Genomic DNA, 23425 nt, shown 5'->3' with positions numbered 1-23425 from the left:
GGGCGAGCATGCCGTGCTCAGTCGTCGATGCCGCGGGCGGCGAGGGCTTCGGCGACCTGGTCGGCGTGTCGCAGGCTGCGGACCATCAGCGGGGCCAGGAACGCGACCGGGCGGGTCGCGGCGCCGCGGGCGCGTTGGGCGTCGCGGACCTCGCGGGCCAGCCCGACGAGCACGGGCACGGACCTGATCCCGAGCGAGGCGAGCAGCCCGACCCGTTCCGGGTCGACCCCGAACCGGCGCAGCGGGCCGGCCAGGCCCACGACCACCTCGACGAGCGCGTCGGTGCGGGTGGTCAGGCTGACCAGCGCCGCCAGCGCGACCAGGGCGGTGATCCCGCCACAGACGAGCACGGCCCGCTCCCATCCCGCGACGAGCACCTGGAAGACCCCGATCCCGGCCACGAGCAGGGCCACCGGCCGCAGCTGCGCGGCCGCGGCACGCCACGGGATGCGCGCGGCGGCATACAGGAGAGCGACCAGGACCAGCAGCGCGGCCGTCTGCCACCAGTCCCGCAGGAAGACGGTCAGCGCGGCGATCACCACGAGCCCACCGAGCTTGACCCCGGCCGGCAGGCGGTGCACCGGCGAGTCGCGCTCGACGTAGGTGGCCAGCACCGTCATGTCAGCACCAGCCCCCGGTAGTGCGCGACCGCGGCAGCCGGCCCCCCGTCGAACACCAGCCGCCCCTCGTGGAAGACGAGCACCCGGTCGAACTCCTCGAGCAGGTCAAGGTGATGGGTGACCAGCACCACCTGCGGCGCCAGGGCGCGCACCCGCTCCCGGACCCGCACCGCGTTGGCCAGGTCGAGCAGCGTGGTCGGCTCGTCCATGACCACCAGCGCCGGATCCGTGACCAGCACCGCCGCCAGCGCGAGCAGCTGCTTCTGGCCCCCGGAGAGCAGGTGCGCCGGCTGCGTGCGGTGCGCGGCCAGGCCGTACGTGTCGAGGGCGGCCTCGACGCGGCGGGCGACCTCCTCCTTGGGCAGGTGCCGGCGGCGCAGGCTGAACGCGAGGTCCTCCTGCACCGTCGGCATGACGATCTGCGCGTCCGGATCGGTGAAGCAGAACCCGACCCGGCGCCGGATCGCGCGGGCCTCGCGGGCCGTGTCGAGCCCGTCGACCCGCACGCTGCCGAAGCTCGGCACGACCAGCGCGTTGAGCATCCGCACGAACGTCGACTTGCCGGAGCCGTTCGCGCCGATCACCCCGACCCGGTGCTCGGTCAACCGGACGCTCACCTCGCGCAGCACGGTCCTGGCCTGCCCGGTCGCGTCCTGGTACGCGTGGCTGACCCCCGCGAACTCGATCACCGGCACGTGTCCACCACCAGCGCAGTGCCCTGCCCCCCACCCGCAGCGATGGCCGCGAGCCCGACCCGGCCGCGGCCACGCCGCACGAGCTGGGTGAACAACCGCACCACGAGCACCGCGCCGCTCGCGCCCCACGGATGTCCCAGGGCCAACGCGCCACCATCGCGGCACACCCGGGCCGGGTCGATCCCCAGCTCGTCGTAACAGGCCAGGACCTGACCGGCGAACGCCTCGTTGAACTCGATGACGTCGACTTCGTCCAGCCCCAGCCCGGCCTGGGTCAGGGCCGCCCGGACCGCGGGCACGATCCCGATACCGGGCCGCTCCGGGCAGACCCCGACGCTCGCCGCGCCGAGCACCCGCAGGCCCGCGACCACGCTGCCACCGGTCGCGCCACGACCCCTCGTCGCGAGGCACTCCTCGGGGACCATGGCCACCGCCGCGGCACCGTCGTTGATGCCGCACGAGTTGCCCACCGTCACCGTCCCGCCATCGCGGAAGACCGGCCGGAACCGCGAGAGCTGCGCCACCCCCAGACCGGCCCGCGGCCGTTCGTCACGGCCAAGGCCCCCGACCGGGACGAGTTCCTCGTCGAACTCGCCACGCTCGCGGGCCGCCACAGCCCGCTCATGGGACTGAGCGGCATACTCGTCCTGTCTGACGCGCGAGACGCCACGCTCGAGCGCAAGTAGGTCGGCCGCCCGCCCCATGTCGACATCCCGCGGCTCGGGCGCGAACGGGGCGCGCTCGTAACGCACCGGCCCGGCACCGTCGCGCGGCGGCCACATCCGCCACGGCGCGCTCGACGCGCTCTCCAGACCACCCGCGATGACCATGCCCGCACCGGCCTGCACCAGCCGCGCACCCAGCTCGATCGCCGCGAGACCGCTCGCGCACTGCCGGTCCACCGTGAGCGCCGGGACCGCATCCGGCAGGCCGGCGCTCAGCGCGGCGACCCGGGTCACGTTGCCGCCCGGTCCCATGCAGTTGCCCAGCAGCACCTCATCCGGCACCCGGCCCACGTCGCCGGCCACGGCGCCGAGCACCGCGGCAGCCAGGTCGGCCGCCGGGACCGCCGCCAGCCCGTGCCCGGCCGTGCCGATCGGGGTGCGCCGGGCGGCGACGATCACGGCGCTCACGACCGGCCCCCCACCCGCTCGAGGGCCGCCTCGCCCGACAGGGCGCCCCGGTCCAGCTTGCCGGCCGCCGTCACCGGCAACGCCCCGACGATCCGCCACCGCCGCGGGCGATGCGTCGCGGGCAGTCGCCGTGCGGCATCCTGCAGCCGCGCCCGATCCGCGGGATCGACCACGGTCACGGCGAGCACCTCCCCCAGGCTCTCGTGCGGGAGGCCGTGGACCGCGAACGGGCCGTGCGCGACCGGAGCCAGCGCGGCCTCGACGTCGGCCACCAGCACCGTCGCCCCGGCCGTGGTCACCGCGTCCGGCCGGCCGAGCACCTCGAGCACGCCGTCACGCAGCCGCCCCACATCGCCAACGCTGGCCCAGTCCCCGTCCCGCAGCAGCGCCCCCGGCGGCCCCTCGTAGCCGTCACACACCCACGACGAGCGCACCCAGATCGTGCCCGGAGCCGGGGTGTCTCGCAGGTCGATCTCGACACCCGGGAACGGGCGCAGGCCACCCGCCCCCTCGCCCGCAGCGACGAAGCTCAGCTCGGCCGCACCGTAGTAGTGCGCGACACCCAGGCCGCGATCGACCGCAGCCGCGAGCGCCCGACCCGGCAGGTGTGCGCCGGCCACGACGACCATCGTCCCGGCCGGCAGGTCGCCGCCCCGCCGCTCGAGCTGCGCAGGTGTCAGGCAGGCATGTGTCGCCACGCCCGGCTCGAGCACCCGAGCCGCCCCCACCACCGCGGCATGGACCGCCCCGAAGAGCACCATCGTCGACGTGTCCGGCCCCGGCAGCCACACCCGTGCCCCGGCAGCGACCCGCGACAGCCGCGAGTAGGCGGCAAAGCCGGCCCACCACGAGCTCGTCGAGCGCAGCACCCGCCGAGCCGTCCCCGACGTCCCCGAGGTCGCCAACGCGAGCACCGCACCGATCCGGTGCGCGGCCAGCACCGCAGCGACCGGATCGTCGTGCTCGTCCGGGCGCACCACCTCCACGGCTTCCTCCTCACGCGCTCGCCTCGCGTCCAGAGTAGTTAGCCCGGGACGGTCTGAGCCATCCAGGCCTCGAGGCCGGGCGCGTCCAGTGGGAGGGCGCTCGAGAGCACCTCGGCACCGGTCGGCGTCACGAGCAGGTCGTCCTCGATCCGCACGCCGAGGCCGCGCAGCTCCGGCGGCACCAGCTCGTCGTGGGCATGGAAGTAGAGGCCGGGTTCGACGGTCAGGACCATGCCCGGTCGCATCCGGGCGCCATCGTAGGCCTCCGGCCGGGACTGCGCGCAGTCGTGGACGTCGAGCCCCAGGTGGTGTCCGATGCCGCAGACCAGCCAGCGCCGGTGGTGCTGGCCGGTTGGGGCGAGCGCCTCGTCGACGGACACCGGAAGGAGTCCCCAGTCGTGCAGGCCGGTGGCGATGACCTCCATCGAGGCGTGATGGAAGTCGGTGAACTCCCGGCCGGGTCCGACGGCCGCGAGTCCGGCCCGGTGCGAGCGCTCGACGAGGTCGTGGACCTGACGCTGGGCCTCGCTGAAGCGGCCGGAGACCGGGAAGGTTCGCGTCACGTCGGCCGTGTAGAGCGTGTGGGTCTCTACGCCCATGTCGAGCAGCAGCAGCTCGCCGTCGGTGACCGGACCGTCGCAGCGCACCCAGTGCAGGGTCGGTGCGTGGTGGCCGCCGCCGACGATGCTCGCGTAGCCCGGACCGTTGCCGACCGTACGGGCGTGCCGGTCGAAAGTGCCCTGGAGCCAACGCTCCCCGGGCCCCGTCATCGCCCGTGGCACCTCCGCGAGGACTGCCGCGAAGCCGCTCACCGTGTCGTCGACCGCCTGGCGCAGCTGCTCGATCTCCCAGGCGTCCTTGACCATCCGCAGCTCGGCGAGCACCCGGCGCAGCACGGCCTCGTCGTCCGGTGCGGCGGAACCGACCTCCTCGGGTAGCTGCGCCAGCGGCCGCACCGGCAGGTCGAGTGCGGCCGACCACTCGGCCATCCCCGGGACCGGGCCGACCCACAGCTCCCCGTGCGCCGCGTCGGCGAAGAACTCGGGCACCCCGGGTAGGGCCGGCGGCGGAATGTAGAGCACGGCATCGTGGCCTCCGGCGGCCGGGGTCATCGCGAGGACCGCATCCTCGATGCTGGCCCCGGCCAACCAGACGAAGTCGCTGTCGGCCCTGAAGTCGTATGCGCTGTCGTTGCTGCGCATCGGGGCGGTGCCGGCGCGCACGACGACCGTCTCGTCGGGCAGGGCCGCCGACAGCCGAGCCCGGTGTGTCGCAGCCGCAGCTGCGGCACCGGGAGCGAGGCTGGCGGCCCGATCCGGCTGGCCCCACCCCGTCCCCATGAACGCGACGAAGCCGGGGACCTCGGCCAACCGCGGCGGCAGGCCGCGACCGGTCTCGAGCGCGCCGGCCCCGACGCTGCCCACCCGCCCATTCACGGCAGCCGCCTCGATCATCCCAGCTCCCACCTCGCCCTGCGCGTCCATCGTGCCGTCCCACCGTAGCGGTTGCGGTCGGATGCAGGCTGACGCTCCTCGACGCGGCGGGTTCCGCTGCGCTGGAGCCAGGCCCAGCGGCATACCCAATGAAGGGGTATGCCGCCGGGCCGGCGTGCGTCCGCCCGGTCAGGTCAGCGCGTCGACCGAGCGAAGCAGGCTGCTGCCCAGATCGGTGGCCCGGCAGTAGACCCAGGTGCCGCGCCGCTGCGAGTCGATCAGCCCGGCCTCGCGCAGCTTGCGCAGGTGGTGCGACACCGTCGGCTGCGATACGCCCACGTCCGGGATCTCGCAGACGCAGATCTCGTCGGCGCATGCCGCGATGCTGGAGAACAGCCGCAGCCGGACCGGGTCGGCCAGTGCCTTGAGGATCCCGGCCACGCGTTCGGCATCGGCGGCCGACAGCCCGGGCGCAGCGGCACACGGAGCACACCTCGCGCGGACCTGCCCTACCGGCATTGACGTGACCACGACTCCATATTGACAAGTGTCGAATCCACGATGCAACCTGTCCTGTATCGACAGTCATCGAACCAAGGACAGGAGTGGTCCCCATGACCGGACCCACCGACATCCGTGAGACGGTCCGGCGCCGGTACGCCGAGTCCGCTCGCCAGATCGCCTTGAGCGGAGCCGGCTCGTGCGGCCCGGGCTGCTGTGCTCCGGAGACCCGGCCACCGGACGAGGCCGACGTCTTCGGCGCGAGCCTCTACCCCGGGGAGGAAGCCGCGGCGGCAGGTGCCGCCCTCGACGGCTCGCTCGGGTGTGGTGTCCCGACGGCGGTGGCCGACCTTCGGGAGGGCGAGACGGTGCTCGACCTCGGGTCCGGTGCCGGTGGCGACGTCCTGATCTCGGCCCGGCGGGTCGGACCCTCCGGCCGGGTGATCGGGCTCGACATGACCGCCGAGATGCTCGAGCTGGCTCGCCGACACGCCGCCGAGGCCGGCGTGACCAACGTCGAGTTCCGACAGGGCTACCTCGAGGACATCCCGCTGCCCGACGGCTCGGTCGACGTGGTCATCTCCAACTGCGTGATCAACCTCGCGGCGGACAAGGACCTCGTGCTGACCGAGGCCGCCCGGGTGACCCGGGTGGGCGGCCGGTTCGCCGTCTCCGATGTGGTCGCGGACGTCGACATGGACGAGGCGACGCGTGCGGACCTGGCGGCCTACACCGGCTGCATCGCCGGGGCCCTGACCGAGCAGGACTACCGTGACGCGCTCGTCCGCGCCGGGTGGACCGACGTGCAGGTGCAGCCGACGCACCGGGTACACGAGCACGCCCGGTCCGCGATCATCCGCGCGGTCCGCGGCTGAGCCGGTCCGGTCCCCTCACGTCGGGTGCGGCGACCCGCGCGCGGTCGCATGACCCGGTGCGGCGGCCCGGCCGGCTACGCCTGCGCCGCCCGGAACCGGATCGACAGGGTCCGGGCCTGCGGCCGGAGCAGGAAGTCGGGCCACACGTCCGGGCCGCACGAGCGTGAGCCGAGCCCGCACTGCGCCGCGTCGAGGTACAGGTGGGTCGTGTCCGTCCGGGTGAGCTCGTGCGGGTGCCGGGCCCGGTCGAGCTGCTGGGCGGTGTACGGCGTCAGGGTGAAACCGGGGCGGCGCCCCTGGCTGTCGGCCGCGGCGTCGAGGTGCAGCCACGGCTCACCGTCGACGGCGACGGCGAGCCAGCGCAGGTCGCTGCGGTGTCCGGTCTCCTGTGGGCGCGAGTAGCCCACGTTGAGCTCGTCGAGCGAGGCGGTGAAGCGGCCCACCCGGGCGGCGCTGCGGCTGTCGGGATAGGACTCTAACGGGCCGGTACCGAACCACGTTGCCCCGTCGACGTTGCCGGGCAGGTCGAAGCGCACGCCGACTCTCGGCCACACCATGTCCCAGCCGGTGCTGGGGAGCATGTCGACGTGGAGCCACAGCCCGTCGTCGAGCAGCCGCCACTCCTCCGCCGTGACGACGCCGGCCCGCTCGTTCGCGGCCGACCACCGGCGCCGGACCAGCAGTCGGCCTTCGTCGTGGGCGATCTGCTCGACCCGGGCACCGAGCCGGTCCAGCCCGGCTGCCCGCCACACGTCCGCGTGCGGCGGGGCCGGCAGCCCGGCGCCGTTGTCGACCCACGGGTCGACCCGCTCGTACGAGCCCTGGCTGTCCAGGCGGTCGTTGTCGGTGGGGGCCCGCCACAGCTCCAGCCTGGGTCCGGTCGTCGGGAGCCCGACGAGCCGGGTCAGGTGCCCGTGCTCGAACTCGGCCGGGCCGAGCACGACGTGGTCCACCACGGGGCGCCGGCCGTGTCGGGCCGGGCGCGCATCCGTCCAAGCGGCGCCAACCTGCGCAGGCTCGGCGCCGGGACGCCGGGAGATGCGGAACCGCTTGTCGTCGTGGGGCGCTGGTGGCGTCAGGTCGTGCTGGGTGAACACGACCGGATGCCCCGCCGGGGCCCACGGCACGTCGTGACCCAGCACGGCCTCCACCGTTAGCCACAGCTCCCCTGACGCCGTGGCGGTGTGGTGTGCCACGTCGATGCTCGGCAGCGGGACGCTCACCGTCGCACCGGCCGGCACGGGCAGGGCGTCGAGCACCCCGCGCTGCACGGGCTCGCCGTCCAGCTCGACACGCCAACGGAACTCGAGGTCGCCCGTGTCGGCGGTGTGCCGCCGGTTCGTCACCACGACCCGTAGCCCCGACCCCTCCGGTTGTGCGCCGACGGCAGCGGCGCGTTCGGCGCCCGGCAGCACGGCCAGCCGGACCGGCGCGGCGACCTGCTTGTACTCGAACAGGCCGGGCGTGGGGGCGGAGTCGGTCAGCGCCAGGCCGTCCATGACGAAGTTGCCGTCGTGGACACCTTCGCCGAAGTCGCCGCCGTACGCGAAGAACTCGGTGCCGGCCGCGTCGTGGGCACGCAGCCCGTGGTCGCGCCACTCCCAGATGAAGCCGCCGTGGAGCCGGGCATGGCGCCATACCAGGTCCTCGTACTGGTCGAGGGCCCCGGGCCCGTTGCCCATGGCGTGGGCGTACTCGCAGAGCAGGAACGGCTTGGTGCGCTGCCGGGCCGACTCGGGTGCGGTGCAGCCGAGCAGCAGGGACCGCGACCCGTCGCTGCCGATCGCGGCCACCTCCGGCACCGGGGCGTACATCCGGGAGTACACGTCGGTGTAGGCGCCGGCGTGGTCGCCCTCGTAGTGGACCGGCCGCTCCGGGTCTCGGGCCTGCACCCAGGCGGCCATCGCGGCCAGGTTCTGCCCTGTGCCGGACTCGTTGGCCAGCGACCACATGACGATGCTCGGGTGGTTCTTGTCGCGTTCCACGGTGCGCTCGATCCGGTCGAGGAAGACGCTGCGCCAGGCCGGGTCGTCGCTGGGGTTGCCGGCCCAGCCCTCGCGCTCGAAGCCGTGCGTCTCGACGTCGCACTCGAGGATGACCCAGAACCCGAGCTCGTCGGCCAGGTCGAGGAACTGCGGGTGCGGTGGGTAGTGGCTGGTGCGGATCGCGTTGACGTTGAACCGCTTCATGAGCATCAGGTCCGCGCGTGCCACTTCCGCGTCGAAGACGCGGCCGTGGTCGGGGTGCGACTCGTGCCGGTTCACCCCGTGGAACACGACCTTCCGGTCGTTGACCAGGAACCGGCCGGCCTCGATGCGGACCGTCCGGAAGCCGACCCGCAGCGAGACGCTCTCCGCGGCGGAGGCCACCGTGACCTCATACAGCCGGGGCACCTCGGCAGACCACGGCTCGACCTGGCCGGCCGCCACGGGCTGCACGTCCTGCGGCCCGTCCCACCGGGTCTCGATGCCGAGCTCGGGGACGCGCAGGGTGACCGGGTAGGCGTCCGGCGCGGCGGTGACCTCCGGCACGAGGCAGCCCGTTCCGTCGGCGGCGAAGCCCGCCCGGACCCACACGTCCTCGATCCCGCCGACCGGGCGGGCCTGCAGCGTGACCTCCCGGAAGATGCCCGGCAGCCACCACTGGTCCTGGTCCTCGACGTAGCTGTCCGCCGACCACTGGTGCACGCGCACGGCTATGGTGTTCGCCCCCGGGCGCACCGCGGCCGTGACGTCGAACTCCTGCGGCAGCCGGCTGCCCGTGCCGACGCCGATCTCGACCCCGTTGACCCATACCCTGTAGCGCGACTCGACCCCGTCGAACCGCAGCACGACGGCGGCCGCCGCCGACCACGAGTCCGGCAGCTCGAACCCCCTGCGGTAGTCGCCGGTCGGGTTGTCGTCGGGCACGTGCGGCGGGTCGAGCGGGAAGGGGAACTGGACGTTGGTGTAGATCGGGCGGCCGTATCGCCCGTCGCCCTCGAGCACCCAGTGCGCCGGCACCCGGATCCCGTCCCAGCCCGCGTCGTCGAACCCCTCGGCGGCCATGTCCTCGGGCGACTCCCCGGGCGGCAGCACTCCCCCGGCACCGGGTTGCCCCGGGACGCCGGCCAGCAGCCGGAAGCGCCACTGCCCGGCCAGCGACAGGGTCGGTGCGTCGGTGTGCAGCCACGACCGAGCGGCCCGGCGCGCACCGCGCCCCGGGCCGATCTCTTCGACGTAGGTCATGTTCTTCGCCGCGCCTCCCCTTCGTATGTCGCCGGTTCGTATGTCGCCGGCCGGGGCGGGGTTCGTGCCGCCCCGGCACGGCGCCTGCTCCAGTGTGTCCCGTCGCCGGCCCGGACGGGCGGGCCTACTTGACGGAGCCCTCGGTCAGGCCACCGCGCCAGAAGCGCTGCAGCACGATCATGGCGATCGCGAGCGGGATGACCGACAGGAGCACGCCACCGGTGGTGAGCTGGTAGAACTCGGGCAGCCGGTTGACCTGGCTGAGCCAGTTGTTCAGGCCGAGGGTGATCGGGTAGAGCTTGGTGTCGGACAGCATGACCAGCGGCAGGAAGTAGTTGTTCCAGATGCCGATCAGCTGGAACAGGAAGACCGTCACCAGGGCCGGGGTCAGGATGCGCAGCCCGACGACGTGGAAGATGCGCAGCTCTCCGGCGCCGTCGAGCCGGGCGGCCTCGAGCAGCGAGTCGTTCACGGTCGCCTCGGCGTAGATGCGGCAGAGGAACAGGCCGAACGGGGAGACCAGCGAGGGGATCAGCACGCTCCAGTACGTGTTGGCCAGCCCGAGCTGGCTGAACAGCAGGAAGAGGGGCAGCGCGGTGGCCGTGCCGGGCACCAGGACACCGCCCAGGACCGTCCCGAAGATGACGCTGTTGCCCCGGAACCGGTACTTCGCCAGCGCGTACCCCCCGGCCGCCGCCAGGTAGGTGGCCAGCAGCGCACCCACGCCGGCATACAGGATGGAGTTGAGGAACCACCGGACGAAGATGCCCCCGTCGTAGGTGACCACCGTCCGGAGGTTGTCCCAGAGGGCGAAGGTGTTGCCGAACCAGAAGCCGTTGGTGGAGAACAGGTCGCCGGTGGTCTTCGTCGCGGCGACGATCACCCAGTAGACGGGGACGAGGAAGTACACCGCGACGATGACCAGGATCGCCGTGACGATGATCTTCGTCGACGCGCGGGTGCCGGCCCCGTGCTGCGGGCTCTTCTTCGGAGCGGCCGTGGTGCCGGGTGCTTCTTTGGTCAGGCTCGTGGAGGTCATTGGCCCTTCCTGTTCGTCAGGCGCAGGAACGCGAAGGAGAGGATGAAGGCGACCAGGGCGATGAGCACCGCCTGGGCGGCGGCCACGTTGTAGTCGTTGTAGGCGAACGCCGTCGTGTACGCGCTGAGGTTGGGCGTGTACTGGCTGTCGATCGCCGGCGAGACCGTCTGCAGCACCTGCGGCTCGGCGAACAGCTGCAGGGTGCCGATGATGGAGAAGACGGTGGTGAGCATGAGCGCCGGGGCGATGAGCGGCACCTGGATGCTGCGCGCGATCCGGAAGGGGGACGCTCCGTCCACCCGGGCCGCCTCGTAGAGCTCGCCGGGGATGGACTTGAGCTGGGCGACGATGATGAGCATGTTGTAGCCGGTGTAGCTCCACGTCACGATGTTGGCGATGGACCACAGCACCGTGCCGGGGCCGAGGAAGTCGATGTCGATCCCCATCCAGGCGGCGACGTCGATGATCGGGCTCAGGCCTGGGACGTAGAGGAAGGTCCACAGGATGGTCGCGATGACGCCGGGCACCCCGTAGGGCATGAAGTAGGCGGCCCGGAACAGGCTGGGCCAGCGCGCCGACGCCGACTCGAGCAGGAACGCGAGGATGGTGGCGGCCACGATCATGATCGGCACCTGCACGATGCCGAACAGGAACATCCGCCCGATCGAGGCGATGAAGCTGCCGTCACCCAGGGCGAGGGCGTAGTTGTGGAACCAGGCGAACTGCTGGGTGACCCCCGCCTCGCCGAACAGCCCGCTCCGGGTCACCTGCATGAAGCTGGCGCCGACGGCGGCGAGGATGGGCAGGATGAAGGTGAACAGGAAGATCAGCAGGAACGGCGCCAGCAGGATCCACGGCGCACGCTGCTCGCCGGTCCTGCGGCCACCCGGGTGGGCCCTGTCTCGTGCGGGCGCGGTCATGACCCCTCCTTGCGGATGCTGAGCCCCTTGTTCCGGAACACGGTGATGATCTGCTCCTCGGCCTTGGCGACGCCGTCGACGAGCGTCTGTCCGCCGGGCTTGCGCCGGAACTGGTCGGCGAGGATGTTGAGGGACTGCTGGGTGATGGGCCACCACGACCAGTCCGGGTTCTGCTCGGTGCTGGCCGGGACGAACACGTCCTGGTTGTAGTCCTGCCCGCTGAAGAACGGTGACGGCTCCTTGCGGGAGGTCCCGATGAACTTGGGGTTGGCCGACCAGCCGATGCCGCAGTTCTCGATGAGCCCGTTGATCCCCTCCTCCGAGCCGTTCAGCCAGACCGCGAACTCGAGCGCCTCCCGGGGGTGCCGGCTGTTGGCCAGTACCGCCGTCGTCGACCCGCCGCGCACGCTCGAGCCGTAGCCGCCGTGCTCCCACTTCGGCATCGGCGCGACCCGCCACTTGCCCTTGCCGCCGGCGACTCCCTCGATCAGGGCGTCGGCCCAGCTGGCGTCGGTGAGCGAGGCGATGGAGCCGTTCGCACACGCGGCGAACCAGGCCGGTGAGTACGCCTCGAAGGCGGTCGAGACCAGGTCCTTGTCCAGCGCCGCGTCGAAGAACCTCGCCGTCGACATGGTCGCGTCGTCCTGCATGTTGATGACCCAGCCGTCCTCCTTCGGGGTGAGCCAGGTGGCGCCCGCCTGGATGGCGTAGGAGGTGAAGACGCTCGGGTCCGACAGGGGGAAGACGTCGATGTACACCTTCTTCTTGCGCAGCTCGGCGGCCACGTCGGCCCAGCCCGACCACGTGGTCGGCGGCGAGGCGCCGACGCCCTCGAAGATCTCGGTCTGGTAGAAGGTGCCCATCGGACCGGAGTCCTGCGGGATGCCGTAGATCCCGCCGGTGAAGGACACCTGCTTCCAGAGCGTGGGGTCGAACGTGGCCGCGTCCGCGGCTGCGCCGTACCGGGCCAGGTCGACCAGCCCGTTGACGAGCAGGAACTCGGGGATGGTGCGCAGCTCGATCTGCGCGAGGTCCGGGCCGCCGCCCGCGGCCAGCGCCGAGTACATCTTCGGGTAGCCGCCCTGGGCCCCCGCCGGGATCCACACGGTCTGGACCTGGATGTGCGGGTTCTTGGCATTCCAGATGTCCGCGACCTTCTGCAGGTCCTTCAGCCAGGCCCAGTAGGTGAGCGTGACCGGGTTGCCCGGACCGGCCGCGGGGATCGTCGCAGCCGCGTTGACCGAGGTCATCCCCGGCGTCGCACAGCCGGCCAGCGCAGTGGCGCCGGCCGCGCCCAGCCCGAGCTTCAACAGCTGCCGTCGTGTCAACGGTGTCATGGGCATGTCACTCCATCGTGAGATCCACACTGAGCCGAGGGCTCCTGCTGCGGCGCGAGGGGTGGGCCGCGCGTGAACAGTAGCACAATTTCGAGTGGTCGCTCGATATTCGTTACGAGGCTGTGATCGGTACGGTAGCGGCCATGGGGTCCACCGGACAGTCGCGACGCCGCGGGCCTTACGCCAAGTCCGCGGATCGTCGCCGCAGCATCGTCGAGGCCGCGCTGGACGTGTTCGCGGCCCGCGGGTACCAGGGCGGCTCCCTGCAGGACGTGGCCGACCGGGTCGGGATGAGCCAGACCAGCCTGCTGCACTACTTCCCGACCAAGCGCCACCTGCTGCTCGCGGTGCTCGAGCGCCGCGACGAGCTCGGCCGGACCGAACCGCGCTCGTCGGAGGGGCGCGACTTCCCGACCCGGATCGTCGACCGGGCGCGGCTGAACGAGCGCGTCCCCGGCCTGGTCGAGCTCTACGCCATCCTGTGCGGGGAGGCGATGACCGACGGCCATCCGGCGCGCGACCACTACCGCGACCGCTTCGAGAGCCTGCGGCACGAGTACGCCGACCAGCTGCGCCTGCTGGACGCCCGCGGGCGGCTGCGCGACGGGGTCGACCCCGACCGGGCCGCCGCCTCGATCATCGCGTTGTGGGACGGCATCCAGGCGCAGTGGCTGCTGGACCGGTCCGTCGACATGGCGGCGTGCCTGGCCGACTACCTGGCCCTGATCATCCGGCCGGAGGGGAACGTCGGACCGGCGGGCGACAGGCCGGCGGGCCACGGAGCGGAGGCCGGCCCGGGCCACTGACCCCCGTCGGGTTCAGCGCAGCACGGAGGTCAGCAGCAGGCTCGTCTCGCTGTTGACGACTCCGTCGATGCGACGGATCCGCCCGAGGACGCCGTCGAAGTCGGCGAGGGTCTCGGTGCGGATCTCGGCGACGAGGTCCCAGCCGCCGTTGGTCGTGTGCAGCGCGATGAGCTCGGGGAAGCCGCGCAGCTGCCGGATCACCCGGTCGGTGCTGCGCCCCTCGACCTCGACCAGGGCGATCGCGTGGATGGCGAGCGGGTCGCGCTCCTCGCGGACCCGGACCGTGAAGCCGATGACGGTGCCGGACGACACGAGCCGCTCGATCCGGCTGTTGACGGTCGCCCGGGCCACCCCGAGGGTGCGGGCCAGGCTCGCGACCGGGGCCCGCCCGTCGGCACGCAGCGCGGCGATCAGGCGCCGGTCAAGCTCGTCCAAGGTCGCCATCTAGCAGACTGTAGCGTTGACCTCAGCAGAATGTACATATGCTCGTCAGAACTTCGGCGTCTTGGCAATCGACTGTGCATACCGACGAGCACTAGGCTACGAGACACCACACCACGACCGAAGGAAGGAAGCGCGCACATGACCCGTTTCGTCGATGTCCGCAACATGGTGCGATGGGCGGCCGCACAGGGCCCGGAGCAGATCATGGCCGGCATGGTCGGCTACCTCGAGGACGACTTCCGGCGCTGGCCGACCTTCGACAAGACGCCCCGGGTCGCCAGCCACACCCCCTTCGGCGTCCTCGAGCTGATGCCGACGAGCGACTACGAGACCTACGGCTTCAAGTACGTCAACGGGCACCCCTCCAACCCGGCGCGTGGGTACCAGACGGTCACCGCCTTCGGGGTGCTGGCCGACGTCCACAACGGCTACCCGACCTTCCTGTCCGAGATGACCCTGCTGACCGCCTTCCGCACGGCGGCGACCTCGGCGATGGCGGCCAAGTACCTCGCCCCCCGCGGGGCGCGGACCATGGCGATGATCGGCTCGGGCAGCCAGGCCGAGTTCCAGGCCCTCGCGATGCGGGCCGTCCTCGGCATCGACACCCTGCGCATCTGGGACACCGACCCGCTCGCGATGGACAAGGCGGTGCGCAACCTGACCCCGCTCGGCTTCCAGGTCACCGTCGCGAGCAGCGCCGGCGACGCGGTGCGCGGCGCCGAGGTGATCACGACCTGCACCGCCGACAAGGCGTTCGCGACTGTCCTCAGCGACGCCGACGTCCGGCCCGGCGTCCACCTGAACGCGATCGGTGGCGACTGCCCCGGCAAGACCGAGCTCGAGGCGGCGATCCTGGACCGCGCCGACGTGTTCGTCGAGTTCACGCCCCAGACCCGCATCGAGGGCGAGATCCAGCACCAGCCGGCCGACTTCGCGGTCACCGAGCTCTGGGAGGTCGTCACGGGGGCCCGCCCCGGCCGCACCGGCGCCGAGCAGATCACCCTGTTCGACTCGGTCGGCTTCGCCATCGAGGACTTCTCCGCGCTGCGCTACCTGCGCGACGCCGTCGACGGCACCGACTTCTTCGAGGAGATCGACCTCGTCGCCGCACCGGACGACCCGAAGGACCTCTTCGGCCTGGTCATGTCCCCGCTGCCGGTCTGATGACGATGTCACCCCAGGCTCCGCGGGCGGTGCTGCTCGTCCGCCCCAGGTACTTCGTCCCGAACCCGCAGACCGCCGCCGACAACGTCTTCCAGGTGGCCGACCCCGCACCCGGGTCGTCGGCGGCGGAGCTGAGCACAGCGGCATACGAGGAGGTGACGCGCGTCGCGGCGGCGCTCGAGGCCGAGGGCATCCGGGTCCACCTCTTCGACGACGAGGACCCGGCGCGCCCGGACAGCGTCTTCCCGAACAACTGGCTCTCCACGCACGCCGGCGGGCGGATCGCGGTCCACCCGATGTACGCCGAGAACCGTCGCACCGAGCGGCGCTGGGACATCATCGAGGCGCTCAAGCGCGACTACCGGGTGCAGGACGTGATCGACTCGTCCGGGCTCGAGCGCGACGGGGTGTTCCTGGAGGGCACCGGGGCGATGGTCCTCGACCACGCCTCCCGGGTCGCGTATGTCGCCCGCTCGCGTCGTGCGGACCCCGTTGCCCTGGAACGGTTCTGCACCACCTTCGGGTTCGAGCCGATGGTCTTCGACGCGGTGGACCCACGAGGGGTGCCGGTCTACCACACGAACGTCATGATGTGCGTCGGCACCGACTTCGCGCTCATCGGGCTGGGCCTGATCGCCTCGCCGGAGCGGCGGGCGGAGGTTGCCGAGCGGCTCGGCGAGTACGGCCGGACGGTCGTCGACCTGACCTACGAGCAGGTCTGCGACTTCGCCGGCAACGCGATCGAGCTGCGCTCCCCCACCGGTCGGATCCTCGCGATCTCGCGTCGTGGCCTGGCGAGCCTGCGTCCGGACCAGCTGGAGGTGATCGAGGCGAGCTGCCGGATCCTGCCGCTCGACGTCCCGACCATCGAGCTCGCGGGCGGCTCGGTGCGCTGCATGGTCGTCGGGGTCCACCTCGACGCGCGGCGCTCGACCGCGGCCACCCCGTCACCGGTCGGCGCGGCCGGGCACTGAGCGGCCGCGCGCCGGCCTTCACGTCCGGCCGGTAGCGGGGCCGGTCGCAGTGGGCGGCAGGGGTCGCGCGGGCAGTCCCGGTCGCCGGTGGGAGGATCGGGCCATGGCTCCTACCTCGACGACCGACTCCGGCACACTCATCCGCAACGTCCGCGTCTTCGACAGCCACGCCGGTACGGTCGGCGGTCCGTCCCAGGTCGTGGTCCGCGGCGGGCTGGTCGAGACGGTCGCCCCGGCCGGCGTGGAGCTGGCCGACGCCCCGGGCACGGTCGTCGACGGGGACGGCGGGACGGTGATCCCCGGTCTGATCGACGCGCACTGGCACTCGGCCTTCGCGGCCTGCCCGCTGCAGGCGGCGCTGATGGGAAACGTCGACTTCGTGCACCTGCTGTCGGGTGCGGCGGCCGGGCAGACGTTGCAGCGCGGGTTCACCACCGTGCGGGACGCCGGCGGCCCGACGTTCGGGCTGAAGCAGGCGATCGACGCCGGGATCCTCCCCGGGCCGCGGATCTACCCGTCCGGCGCGATGATCTCCCAGACCGGCGGACACGGCGACTTCCGGATGCTCACCGAGATCCCCCGCGGCCGCATCGGCTCGCTGAGCCACTCCGAGCTCGTCGGGGCGGTGGCGATCGCCGACGGCGTCGACGCCGTGCTCCGGGCGGCCCGGGAACAGCTGATGCAAGGCGCGTCCCAGCTCAAGGTGATGGCCGGCGGAGGGGTCGCCTCCTCCTACGACCCGCTGGACGTCACCCAGTACACCGAGGCCGAGATGCACGCGGCGGTCGAGGCCGCGGAGAACCACGGCACCTACGTGATGGTGCACGCCTACACCCCGCGCGCCGTGCAGCAGGCGATCCGGGCGGGGGTGCGCTGCATCGAGCACGGCCAGCTGCTCGACGACCGGACCGCGGCGATGATGGCCGAGCACGACGTGTGGTGGTCGCTGCAGCCCTTCCTCGACGACGAGGACGCGGTCCCGGTCCCGGCGGCCAGCATGGGCAAGTTCCACCAGATGGTGGCCGGCACCGACCACGCCTTCGAGCTGGCGAAGAAGCACGGCGTCCGGGTCGCCTGGGGCACCGACACCCTGTTCGACGCGACGCTGGCCGCCAAGCAGGGCAAGCAGCTGGCCAAGATGACCCGCTGGTTCACCCCCGCCGAGGTGCTCACCATGGCGACCGCGACCAACGCCGAGCTGCTCGCGCTGTCCGGGCCCCGCAACCCCTACCCCGCCGCCCTGGGCGTGGTGTCCGAGGGCGCCGCGGCGGACCTGGTCGTGGTGCACGGCAACCCGTTGGAGGACATCACGCTGCTGGCCGACGCCGCGGCGAACTTCACCCTGGTCATGAAGGCCGGGGTGGTGGTCAAGGATGCCACCGGCGCCCAAGCGGGCCTTCGGTAGGACGGCCGGCCCCGCGGATCATGCAGGCTTGGCGCGGCGCGCGGCGGTTGCCCTCGCACAGTCGGCTAACGACCTAACGGCCGCTTATGAAATCCGCAACCTTGGCGACGGCGCTCGTCGCTCCACCACGCGAAGCGTATTCACGTCGATCGGCGTAGCGGTAAGCGGCATACAACGCCGTCGCACCGAGCCACCGTAGCGGTTCGATCTCCCAGTTCCGAGCACGGCGGCCAACCCATGGCAGCAGCGCCAGTTCTGTATCCTCGCCGAGGATGAGGTCGCGCAGCGTGCGGGCAGCCAGGTTGGTGCCACTAAGTCCATGCCCTGTGTAACCACCGGCGGAGGCAAGTCCGGTCCGTGCGTCGTAGTTGACGGCCGCGCACCAGTCCCGGGGGACACCGAGCACCCCCGACCAAGTCTGTTCCAGCGCTACATCCTCCAACATAGGGAAGAGTTCAGTCAGCCGTGCACGGATCAGTTCCACCGCGAACTCCGCCGTCTTTCCCTCCCGGTCGAAACCAGAACGGAAGTTGTACGGCACCCCGCGACCACCGATCGCGATCCGATTGTCCGCCGTCTTCTGTAGATAACTGAAGCTGTGCGCCATGTCTCCAAGTAGTTCTCCGGCGCTCCAACCGACCAGGTCCAACTCCTGCTCCGTCAAGGGTGCGGTTACAACGATGCTGCTGTTCATCGGCAGCAACCTGCGGGAGAGATCGGGCAGGCTCAGCGTGTAACCCTCAAGCGCGCGTACCACGACTCGCGCAGTGACGTCGCCGTGCACAGTTATCGCCCGATGCGGTTGGATCGCCGTGACCTCCGTCTGCTCATAGATCGTGACACCAAGACGTTCAACGACAGCGGCAAGCCCAAAGGTGTACTTGGCCGGGTGCACCCGCGCACAGTGCGGCGTAGAGTAACCCCCGAGAGCCCCCGCGATCGAGATCCGGCGCGTGACCTCGTCGGCGGTCAGTTCGGAGACGTCGTTTTCACCCCAGCCTTGCTCCTTCATGGCCCGCACCTGCGCGCGAGCTCGAGCCAATTGCGGCCGCGAAGTGGCGACGTGGATGAGCCCATTCTCGGCGACGCTCTCCCCGAACCCCTCACGCCGGGCGACGTCGACCGACTCGTGCACTGCGTGGAACATCTCTCTCTGCAGAGCACGGGCAGCCACGACGCCTCGACTCGCGGCGTACCTGCGGAACTGTCCAACAGGCTCGGCACTCATCCAGCCTCCGTTGCGTCCAGACGCCCCGAATCCGGCAAACTCCTTCTCAAGGACGACGACGCTCCACTCAGGCCTCGCCCGCTTCAGGTAATAGGCGCTCCACAGTCCGGTGAGGCCACCACCCACTACCACTACGTCCGCTTCCGTGCGGCCGGGCAGGGACGCCCGCGGCGCCGGCCGACCTGCATCCCTCACCCAGAAGGAAACACCACCGTTGACCAGCGGTCTCACGTCTTTCATAGTCAGCAACAACTCTCTTCATCACCACCCGCGACGTGTTCACGGGCTCCAGAACTTCATACTTCCCACGCCTTCCTCAGTTCACGGCTCCGTCGGCTGGGTGCCAGACCGAGACACGGGAGTGCATCACCCTGTCGCGAACACCTTGCCGTCAGATGGCGACCAGCCGATCGTCACTCGGTCACCGATACCGTGCTCCATAGTGCCCACGGCCGGGACGTGCGCGATGGCCTCACCGATAGAGGTCTTCAAGGTGTACTTTATCGTCGCGCCGACGAAGACCATGTCTATGACGTCGCCTTCGATATGATTCGTCAGCTCGGGCGCGAGCGTACACGGCTCTGTCGCTGACACCGAAAAATGCTCAGGGCGCACCAGCAACGCCGCTGGCCCACTGGGCACCTTTGAACTGCATGGGAATCTCATTCCGCCCGCCGAGAAGACACCGTCGTTCACTTCTCCCTCAAAGATGCTAGATTCTCCGATGAACCGGCCCACGAATAGCGTACCAGGCTCGTTGTATAGTTCCTGAGCAGTCCCTATCTGCTCGATCTGCCCTTCGTTGAACACAGCAATGCGATCCGAGAGGGCTAGGGCCTCCTCCTGGTCGTGTGTCACGTAGATGAATGTGCTGCCCAGTTCTCGGTGAATACGGCGCAATTCAACTTGCAGCCACTCTCTGAGCTTCTTGTCAAGCGCGCCGAGCGGTTCATCCATGAGCAGGATCGGAGGTCGGTAGACCACGGCGCGCGCAAGCGCAACGCGCTGCTGCTGCCCCCCAGAAAGTTGTTTCGGATACCGACTCGCATACTGTTCAAGACGAACCATCCGAAGGACCCTGTCCACACTCTCGACACGCTCCGCCTTTGGGACCTTCCGTTGCTTGAGCGGATAAGCGATGTTCTCCCGTACAGTCATGTGGGGGAACAACGCATAATGTTGGAACACCACGCCAAGGTTACGTTCATGGGCACGCAGCTTCTCCAGTGCCTCCCCATTCAGATCCATGGTCCCCGACGTCGCCTCGATGAACCCTGCAATTAGATTCAACGTCGTCGTCTTCCCAGATCCGGAGGGCCCCAGAAAGGTCAAGAACTCACCTCGACGGATGGTTAAATCGATGTTGTCAAGGGCTATCGCTTTTCCGTATGCCTTCGTCAGCCCTTGCAGATTGAGAATCGTATCGTCGCTCATGCTTGTTCCTGTCTAGGTGTCAACGATGTCCTCGGGCGTCAACCACAACATGGTGTTCGTCACGCTTGGCTCGAACCACGCGATCGACGCGAAAGGGGGAGAACAACGAACTGATAGAGTGCAAATGAGATCAGTATTGCCGCGAGGATGAGCGCCGCGGCCGCCGCGATTGTCGGGTCCGTGGTGCGGGTCACACTCGTGTACATCATCATCGGCAGCGTCTGCAACGTCGGGCTCACCATGAACTGTGCAACGATTACCTCGTCGAAGCTGGTGACGAACGCAAACACAACGCCTGCCAGCATCCCCGGAGCGACGAGTGGCATCGTTACAGTGAAGAAAGTCCTGATCCTCCCCGCTCCCAGGCTCGCCGCGGCGAGTTCGAGGCTGCGGTCGTATCCCGACAACGACGCATTAACCGCTATCACGACCAGTGGCAGCGCCAGAGTGGTGTGCACCATTACGAAGCCGAACACTGTGCCGACAAGGTGGGCGCGAAGGAAAAACGTGTAAACGCCTGCGCCGGCGATAATCGGGGGCACGATCATGGGCGTCAGCATCAACGTCTGAGCCGCCCTGGCGGCTCCACTCTTCGACCGATTGATCGCAAGCGCGGCAACCGTGCCCAATGCCGTCGCGAAGATCGCAACGAGCACGCCGATCAGGACCGAATGGCCGAGCGCGTCCAGCCATTGGGAGTCCGTGAAGAACGACTTGTACCAGCGCAGGGACCACTCACGGGGTGGGAACTTGAAGCTCGCGTCCTCCGAGAACGAGATGGGGAAGATGATGAACATCGGCGCGATCAGCCAGATGGAAACGACGACCGCTATCAGCCCCAACAGCAGCTTCGTCACGGGCCGCGTTTCGTTGTTCATGCCTTGCTTCCCCCTACCATATCCTGCACCGAGCCCCCCGTCTTACGAGCTACGTACCCAGCAACCCCCAGAATCCCGAGGGTAAGAACAAGGAGCACGAAACCGATCACCGCGCCATGCCCCCACTGTGCGAGACCTTGCACCTGTCCTTGGATGAGCGTTGACAGGAATGCGTCTCGAGAGCTGCCAAGCATCGCAGGAGTGATATAGAAGCCGAGCGCCATCACGAAGCACAAGAGTGCACCGGAGGCGACACCGGGAAGCGAGAGCGGCAAGTAGATCGAGAAGAAGGCCTTCGATGGGCGCGCACCAAGACTGCGGGCGGCGGTGAGCAGGCGCATGTCGATTCTCGACATGGTCGCATACATCGGCAGGACCACAAACGGCAACAGCACCTGCGCCATGCCGATGAGCACCGCTGCGGGAGTGCGGATCAGGCCAAGGGACTCGACCCCGAATATCTTCATGAAGTCGCCTATAGGACTGGAATCCTGTAATAGGACCACCCATGCAAACGTACGAACCACCGTGCTGGTCCAGAACGGCACCAAGACGACCAGCATGAGCAGCCCGCGAGTCCGAGGACGAACGACCGACATAAGGTATGAGAACGGATACGCGAGGGCGACGCAAATGATAGTGGCCCAGAAACTGATGAAGGCGGTGCGCCACAGCACGTCGAGGTTCACGCGTTGGCCGAAGAACCACTCGAAGTTCTGTAGACCGGGTGTCGGGTCGGTGAATGACGCCACAAGAACGGTCAGCATCGGGTAGAAGTAGAAGACGGCAAGCACCACGAAGGCTGGGAGGAGAACGAGCAACAAGGTGCGCGTCCCGTGCGTTTTGGAACGTGTTCTTCCCGGAGCGCCATCCGCTTTCTCAACTCGAGTGGCGCGGGGGGAAAGCGCTGGGAACTGTTGGGTGTTTGATGCGTCGCTCATGTCTCCCCATTCGTCAAGTGCTCGCGACCTGGTGGCGGGATGCCGCACGGCGCTGCCGCCACATCGATCATGCTCCCGCGACCAGAGCGCTCCACCGGTCTTGAAGTGGCTTCACTGCCTCAGTGTCCTTCCAGAAGTCGAGTTGAACCGGCACCGAGGTAGCCGCTCGATCCGGTGTCGTCGTGATGTACTTTTGCGTGAGGTCATCAACCTGTGGCTTTGCTTTCGAATTGACAGGAGAGTAACCCGAAAGTTCTGTCCACTTCGCCTGCTGCTTCGCGCCCATCGCATAGTTGATCGCATAGTAGGCGACCTCAGCATTCGGTGTGCCCTTGATAATCGCAAACTGGTCGACGATAGAAATCCAATGGTCCCATGTCGGCGTCAGCTTGGTGCCGTTCTTCTCAGCAGCGAGCGCACGACCGTTCCAGACAGCACCGATCTTGGCTTCACCCGACTCGAGCATCTGCTGCGCCTGCGATCCCGTCGAGTAGAAGGCGATGCTGTCCTTGATCTTTTCGAGAGTATCCAAGCCCTTGTTGGCCCAGTCAGCGGTGAACGGTGTAGCGGGGTCCCAGCCAGCCGCGATCGACGCAGCCTGGACGGTCGCACTGTCGATCACACCATCCCCGCTGTACACCGCCCGAGTACCCGGGAACTTCTTGACGTCGAAGAAGTCCGCCCACGTCTTCGGACCGTTGGCACCGAAGGTACCGGTGTTGTACACCTGTACAATCGCGTAGGCGATCGACGGTACACCGCAAGCGGTCCAGCCGAGGAGGTCCTTGGGCACTTGTGACGTGTCTATCTTCGTCATGTCGAGCTTCTCGAAGAGCGTGCCACAGTTGCGTGCAACCGTGTCACCCGTGGCTGATACGAAGTCCCACTGATAGTTCTTCGAGTTGACCTGTGTCTGTATCTTTGCGAGTGTCTGCGGCGAGTCTTGGTTGAACTTGACGCCAGATGTCTCCGCAAAGGGGGTGAAAAATGCTTTCATCTGAGCGTCTTGAGTTGTGCCACCGTCCGCAGCATAAGTGACCGTGTGACCCTTGAGAACTCCCTGGGCGACTTCGCCTGCGACCGGTTTCGTGATTGGCGGCACCGGCGCAGCAGAACTTCCTGACCCACCACATGCCGACATTACAAGAGTCCCTGAGACCAAGAATGCCGCGAGACTGCAATGCGTGTATTTCACAAGAGAACTCCTTCGTTTTCAAATGTTGACTCGTTCGTCGCGCGGCCATGCGCGGCAGCGCTGGCACCAGTAGTCAACTGGGCGTCGGTCGAGGGTCGTTGGGGGCGATCATACGCATGACCCGGCCGCTTGCCCACAGCCCCGAGGAGGTTGTCGCGAGTCTCCTGGAACTTGGGTTGGTGGCCGGTCA

Annotated in this window: 22 protein-coding genes; 5 read left to right on the top strand and 17 right to left on the bottom strand. The window is 69.3% G+C overall.

The annotated features are described in order from the left end of the window. Window positions 1-17: 17 nt before the first annotated feature. From WMI84_RS08930 to WMI84_RS08905, 6 genes are all read right to left on the bottom strand, one after another. Window positions 18-620, bottom strand: a complete 603-nt coding sequence (locus WMI84_RS08930) for an energy-coupling factor transporter transmembrane protein EcfT (RefSeq protein WP_347352316.1) — start codon at window positions 618-620, stop codon at window positions 18-20. Next, the gene (locus tag WMI84_RS08925) at window positions 617-1315 is read right to left on the bottom strand and encodes an ABC transporter ATP-binding protein (protein ID WP_347352314.1); all 699 of its coding nucleotides are present in this window, start codon (window positions 1313-1315) and stop codon (window positions 617-619) included. Before WMI84_RS08925 ends, WMI84_RS08930 begins: the two co-directional genes overlap by 4 nt. Continuing rightward, entirely contained in the window at window positions 1306-2448 is a 1143-nt protein-coding gene (locus WMI84_RS08920; protein ID WP_347352312.1) for a thiolase family protein, read from the bottom strand. The genes WMI84_RS08925 and WMI84_RS08920 overlap by 10 nt, the downstream gene beginning before the upstream one ends. Then, the gene (locus tag WMI84_RS08915; protein WP_347352311.1) at window positions 2445-3434 is read right to left on the bottom strand and encodes a long-chain fatty acid--CoA ligase; all 990 of its coding nucleotides are present in this window, start codon (window positions 3432-3434) and stop codon (window positions 2445-2447) included. The genes WMI84_RS08920 and WMI84_RS08915 overlap by 4 nt, the downstream gene beginning before the upstream one ends. A gap of 38 nt (window positions 3435-3472) precedes the next feature. Beyond that, window positions 3473-4918 carry an aminopeptidase P family protein gene (locus WMI84_RS08910; RefSeq protein WP_347352309.1) on the bottom strand — a complete coding sequence of 482 codons (1446 nt, stop codon included), beginning with the start codon at window positions 4916-4918 and terminating at the stop codon, window positions 3473-3475. A 138-nt stretch (window positions 4919-5056) separates the two neighbouring features. Next, window positions 5057-5308, bottom strand: coding sequence for a metalloregulator ArsR/SmtB family transcription factor (locus tag WMI84_RS08905; protein WP_347352308.1), 252 nt, complete (start codon window positions 5306-5308; stop codon window positions 5057-5059). A gap of 173 nt (window positions 5309-5481) precedes the next feature. Between WMI84_RS08905 and arsM the strand changes: the two genes are divergently transcribed. After that, entirely contained in the window at window positions 5482-6243 is a 762-nt protein-coding gene (gene arsM, locus WMI84_RS08900; RefSeq protein WP_347352306.1) for an arsenite methyltransferase, read from the top strand. Between the two features lie 74 nt (window positions 6244-6317). On the opposite strand, the gene WMI84_RS08895 is transcribed toward arsM, so the two are convergent. From WMI84_RS08895 to WMI84_RS08880, 4 genes are all read right to left on the bottom strand, one after another. After that, window positions 6318-9470: a glycoside hydrolase family 2 TIM barrel-domain containing protein gene (locus tag WMI84_RS08895; protein WP_347352304.1), complete on the bottom strand. Its 3153-nt coding sequence runs from the start codon at window positions 9468-9470 to the stop codon at window positions 6318-6320. Window positions 9471-9594: 124 nt separating this feature from the next. Beyond that, entirely contained in the window at window positions 9595-10509 is a 915-nt protein-coding gene (locus WMI84_RS08890) for a carbohydrate ABC transporter permease (RefSeq protein WP_347352302.1), read from the bottom strand. Beyond that, window positions 10506-11429 (bottom strand): sugar ABC transporter permease, encoded by a 924-nt coding sequence (locus WMI84_RS08885; RefSeq protein ID WP_347352300.1) that lies wholly within the window; start codon window positions 11427-11429, stop codon window positions 10506-10508. Before WMI84_RS08885 ends, WMI84_RS08890 begins: the two co-directional genes overlap by 4 nt. Then, window positions 11426-12766 carry an extracellular solute-binding protein gene (locus WMI84_RS08880; RefSeq protein WP_347352318.1) on the bottom strand — a complete coding sequence of 447 codons (1341 nt, stop codon included), beginning with the start codon at window positions 12764-12766 and terminating at the stop codon, window positions 11426-11428. Before WMI84_RS08880 ends, WMI84_RS08885 begins: the two co-directional genes overlap by 4 nt. Window positions 12767-12909: 143 nt before the next feature. Between WMI84_RS08880 and WMI84_RS08875 the strand changes: the two genes are divergently transcribed. Further along, on the top strand, window positions 12910-13572 hold the full coding sequence (locus WMI84_RS08875) for a TetR/AcrR family transcriptional regulator (protein WP_347352299.1): 663 nt from the start codon (window positions 12910-12912) through the stop codon (window positions 13570-13572). Window positions 13573-13584: 12 nt separating this feature from the next. Here the strand turns inward: WMI84_RS08875 and WMI84_RS08870 are convergent, their stop codons facing one another. Beyond that, window positions 13585-14016: an Lrp/AsnC family transcriptional regulator gene (locus WMI84_RS08870; protein ID WP_347352297.1), complete on the bottom strand. Its 432-nt coding sequence runs from the start codon at window positions 14014-14016 to the stop codon at window positions 13585-13587. A gap of 138 nt (window positions 14017-14154) precedes the next feature. Between WMI84_RS08870 and WMI84_RS08865 the strand changes: the two genes are divergently transcribed. The 3 genes from WMI84_RS08865 to WMI84_RS08855 all read left to right on the top strand — a co-directional run bounded on the left by WMI84_RS08865 (window position 14155) and on the right by WMI84_RS08855 (window position 17559). Then, complete coding sequence (locus tag WMI84_RS08865; protein WP_347352295.1) at window positions 14155-15180, top strand: ornithine cyclodeaminase; 1026 nt, start codon at window positions 14155-14157, stop codon at window positions 15178-15180. Window positions 15181-15185: 5 nt separating this feature from the next. Then, the gene (locus tag WMI84_RS08860) at window positions 15186-16154 is read left to right on the top strand and encodes an arginine deiminase-related protein (RefSeq protein WP_347352293.1); all 969 of its coding nucleotides are present in this window, start codon (window positions 15186-15188) and stop codon (window positions 16152-16154) included. A 103-nt stretch (window positions 16155-16257) separates the two neighbouring features. Further along, window positions 16258-17559 (top strand): amidohydrolase family protein, encoded by a 1302-nt coding sequence (locus tag WMI84_RS08855; protein WP_347352291.1) that lies wholly within the window; start codon window positions 16258-16260, stop codon window positions 17557-17559. A gap of 73 nt (window positions 17560-17632) precedes the next feature. On the opposite strand, the gene WMI84_RS08850 is transcribed toward WMI84_RS08855, so the two are convergent. From WMI84_RS08850 to WMI84_RS08825, 6 genes are all read right to left on the bottom strand, one after another. Further along, entirely contained in the window at window positions 17633-19027 is a 1395-nt protein-coding gene (locus WMI84_RS08850; protein WP_347352290.1) for an FAD-binding oxidoreductase, read from the bottom strand. 126 nt (window positions 19028-19153) lie between these two features. Next, window positions 19154-20221 (bottom strand): ABC transporter ATP-binding protein, encoded by a 1068-nt coding sequence (locus WMI84_RS08845; protein ID WP_347352288.1) that lies wholly within the window; start codon window positions 20219-20221, stop codon window positions 19154-19156. A gap of 59 nt (window positions 20222-20280) precedes the next feature. Continuing rightward, window positions 20281-21099, bottom strand: coding sequence for an ABC transporter permease (locus WMI84_RS08840; protein WP_347352286.1), 819 nt, complete (start codon window positions 21097-21099; stop codon window positions 20281-20283). Then, a complete protein-coding gene (locus WMI84_RS08835; protein WP_347352284.1) occupies window positions 21096-22040 on the bottom strand; it encodes an ABC transporter permease in 945 nt (314 codons plus the stop codon). The genes WMI84_RS08840 and WMI84_RS08835 overlap by 4 nt, the downstream gene beginning before the upstream one ends. Window positions 22041-22107: 67 nt before the next feature. Then, complete coding sequence (locus WMI84_RS08830; protein ID WP_347352282.1) at window positions 22108-23142, bottom strand: extracellular solute-binding protein; 1035 nt, start codon at window positions 23140-23142, stop codon at window positions 22108-22110. A gap of 89 nt (window positions 23143-23231) precedes the next feature. After that, window positions 23232-23425: hypothetical protein (locus WMI84_RS08825; protein ID WP_347352280.1), on the bottom strand; the 194-nt coding region annotated here is incomplete at its 5' end.

Origin of the sequence: Intrasporangium sp., from assembly GCF_039812505.1 — a bacterium.
Taxonomy (GTDB): domain Bacteria; phylum Actinomycetota; class Actinomycetes; order Actinomycetales; family Dermatophilaceae; genus Intrasporangium_A.
Note: the sequence above shows the minus strand (reverse complement) of the source record. Positions and strands in the feature narration are given on the sequence as shown.

Excerpts from the sequence above, each read along its gene's own strand:
- WMI84_RS08835 (WP_347352284.1), bottom strand. The coding sequence starts at position 22,040 with ATGAGCGACGCATCAAACACCCAACAGTTCCCAGCGCTTTCCCCCCGC.
- WMI84_RS08875 (WP_347352299.1), top strand. The coding sequence starts at position 12,910 with ATGGGGTCCACCGGACAGTCGCGACGCCGCGGGCCTTACGCCAAGTCC.
- WMI84_RS08840 (WP_347352286.1), bottom strand. The coding sequence starts at position 21,099 with ATGAACAACGAAACGCGGCCCGTGACGAAGCTGCTGTTGGGGCTGATA.
- WMI84_RS08880 (WP_347352318.1), bottom strand. The coding sequence starts at position 12,766 with ATGACACCGTTGACACGACGGCAGCTGTTGAAGCTCGGGCTGGGCGCG.
- WMI84_RS08895 (WP_347352304.1), bottom strand. The coding sequence starts at position 9,470 with ATGACCTACGTCGAAGAGATCGGCCCGGGGCGCGGTGCGCGCCGGGCC.
- WMI84_RS08910 (WP_347352309.1), bottom strand. The coding sequence starts at position 4,918 with ATGGACGCGCAGGGCGAGGTGGGAGCTGGGATGATCGAGGCGGCTGCC.
- WMI84_RS08845 (WP_347352288.1), bottom strand. The coding sequence starts at position 20,221 with ATGAGCGACGATACGATTCTCAATCTGCAAGGGCTGACGAAGGCATAC.
- WMI84_RS08870 (WP_347352297.1), bottom strand. The coding sequence starts at position 14,016 with ATGGCGACCTTGGACGAGCTTGACCGGCGCCTGATCGCCGCGCTGCGT.
- arsM (WP_347352306.1), top strand. The coding sequence starts at position 5,482 with ATGACCGGACCCACCGACATCCGTGAGACGGTCCGGCGCCGGTACGCC.
- WMI84_RS08850 (WP_347352290.1), bottom strand. The coding sequence starts at position 19,027 with ATGAAAGACGTGAGACCGCTGGTCAACGGTGGTGTTTCCTTCTGGGTG.
- WMI84_RS08855 (WP_347352291.1), top strand. The coding sequence starts at position 16,258 with ATGGCTCCTACCTCGACGACCGACTCCGGCACACTCATCCGCAACGTC.
- WMI84_RS08885 (WP_347352300.1), bottom strand. The coding sequence starts at position 11,429 with ATGACCGCGCCCGCACGAGACAGGGCCCACCCGGGTGGCCGCAGGACC.
- WMI84_RS08930 (WP_347352316.1), bottom strand. The coding sequence starts at position 620 with ATGACGGTGCTGGCCACCTACGTCGAGCGCGACTCGCCGGTGCACCGC.
- WMI84_RS08865 (WP_347352295.1), top strand. The coding sequence starts at position 14,155 with ATGACCCGTTTCGTCGATGTCCGCAACATGGTGCGATGGGCGGCCGCA.
- WMI84_RS08860 (WP_347352293.1), top strand. The coding sequence starts at position 15,186 with ATGTCACCCCAGGCTCCGCGGGCGGTGCTGCTCGTCCGCCCCAGGTAC.
- WMI84_RS08890 (WP_347352302.1), bottom strand. The coding sequence starts at position 10,509 with ATGACCTCCACGAGCCTGACCAAAGAAGCACCCGGCACCACGGCCGCT.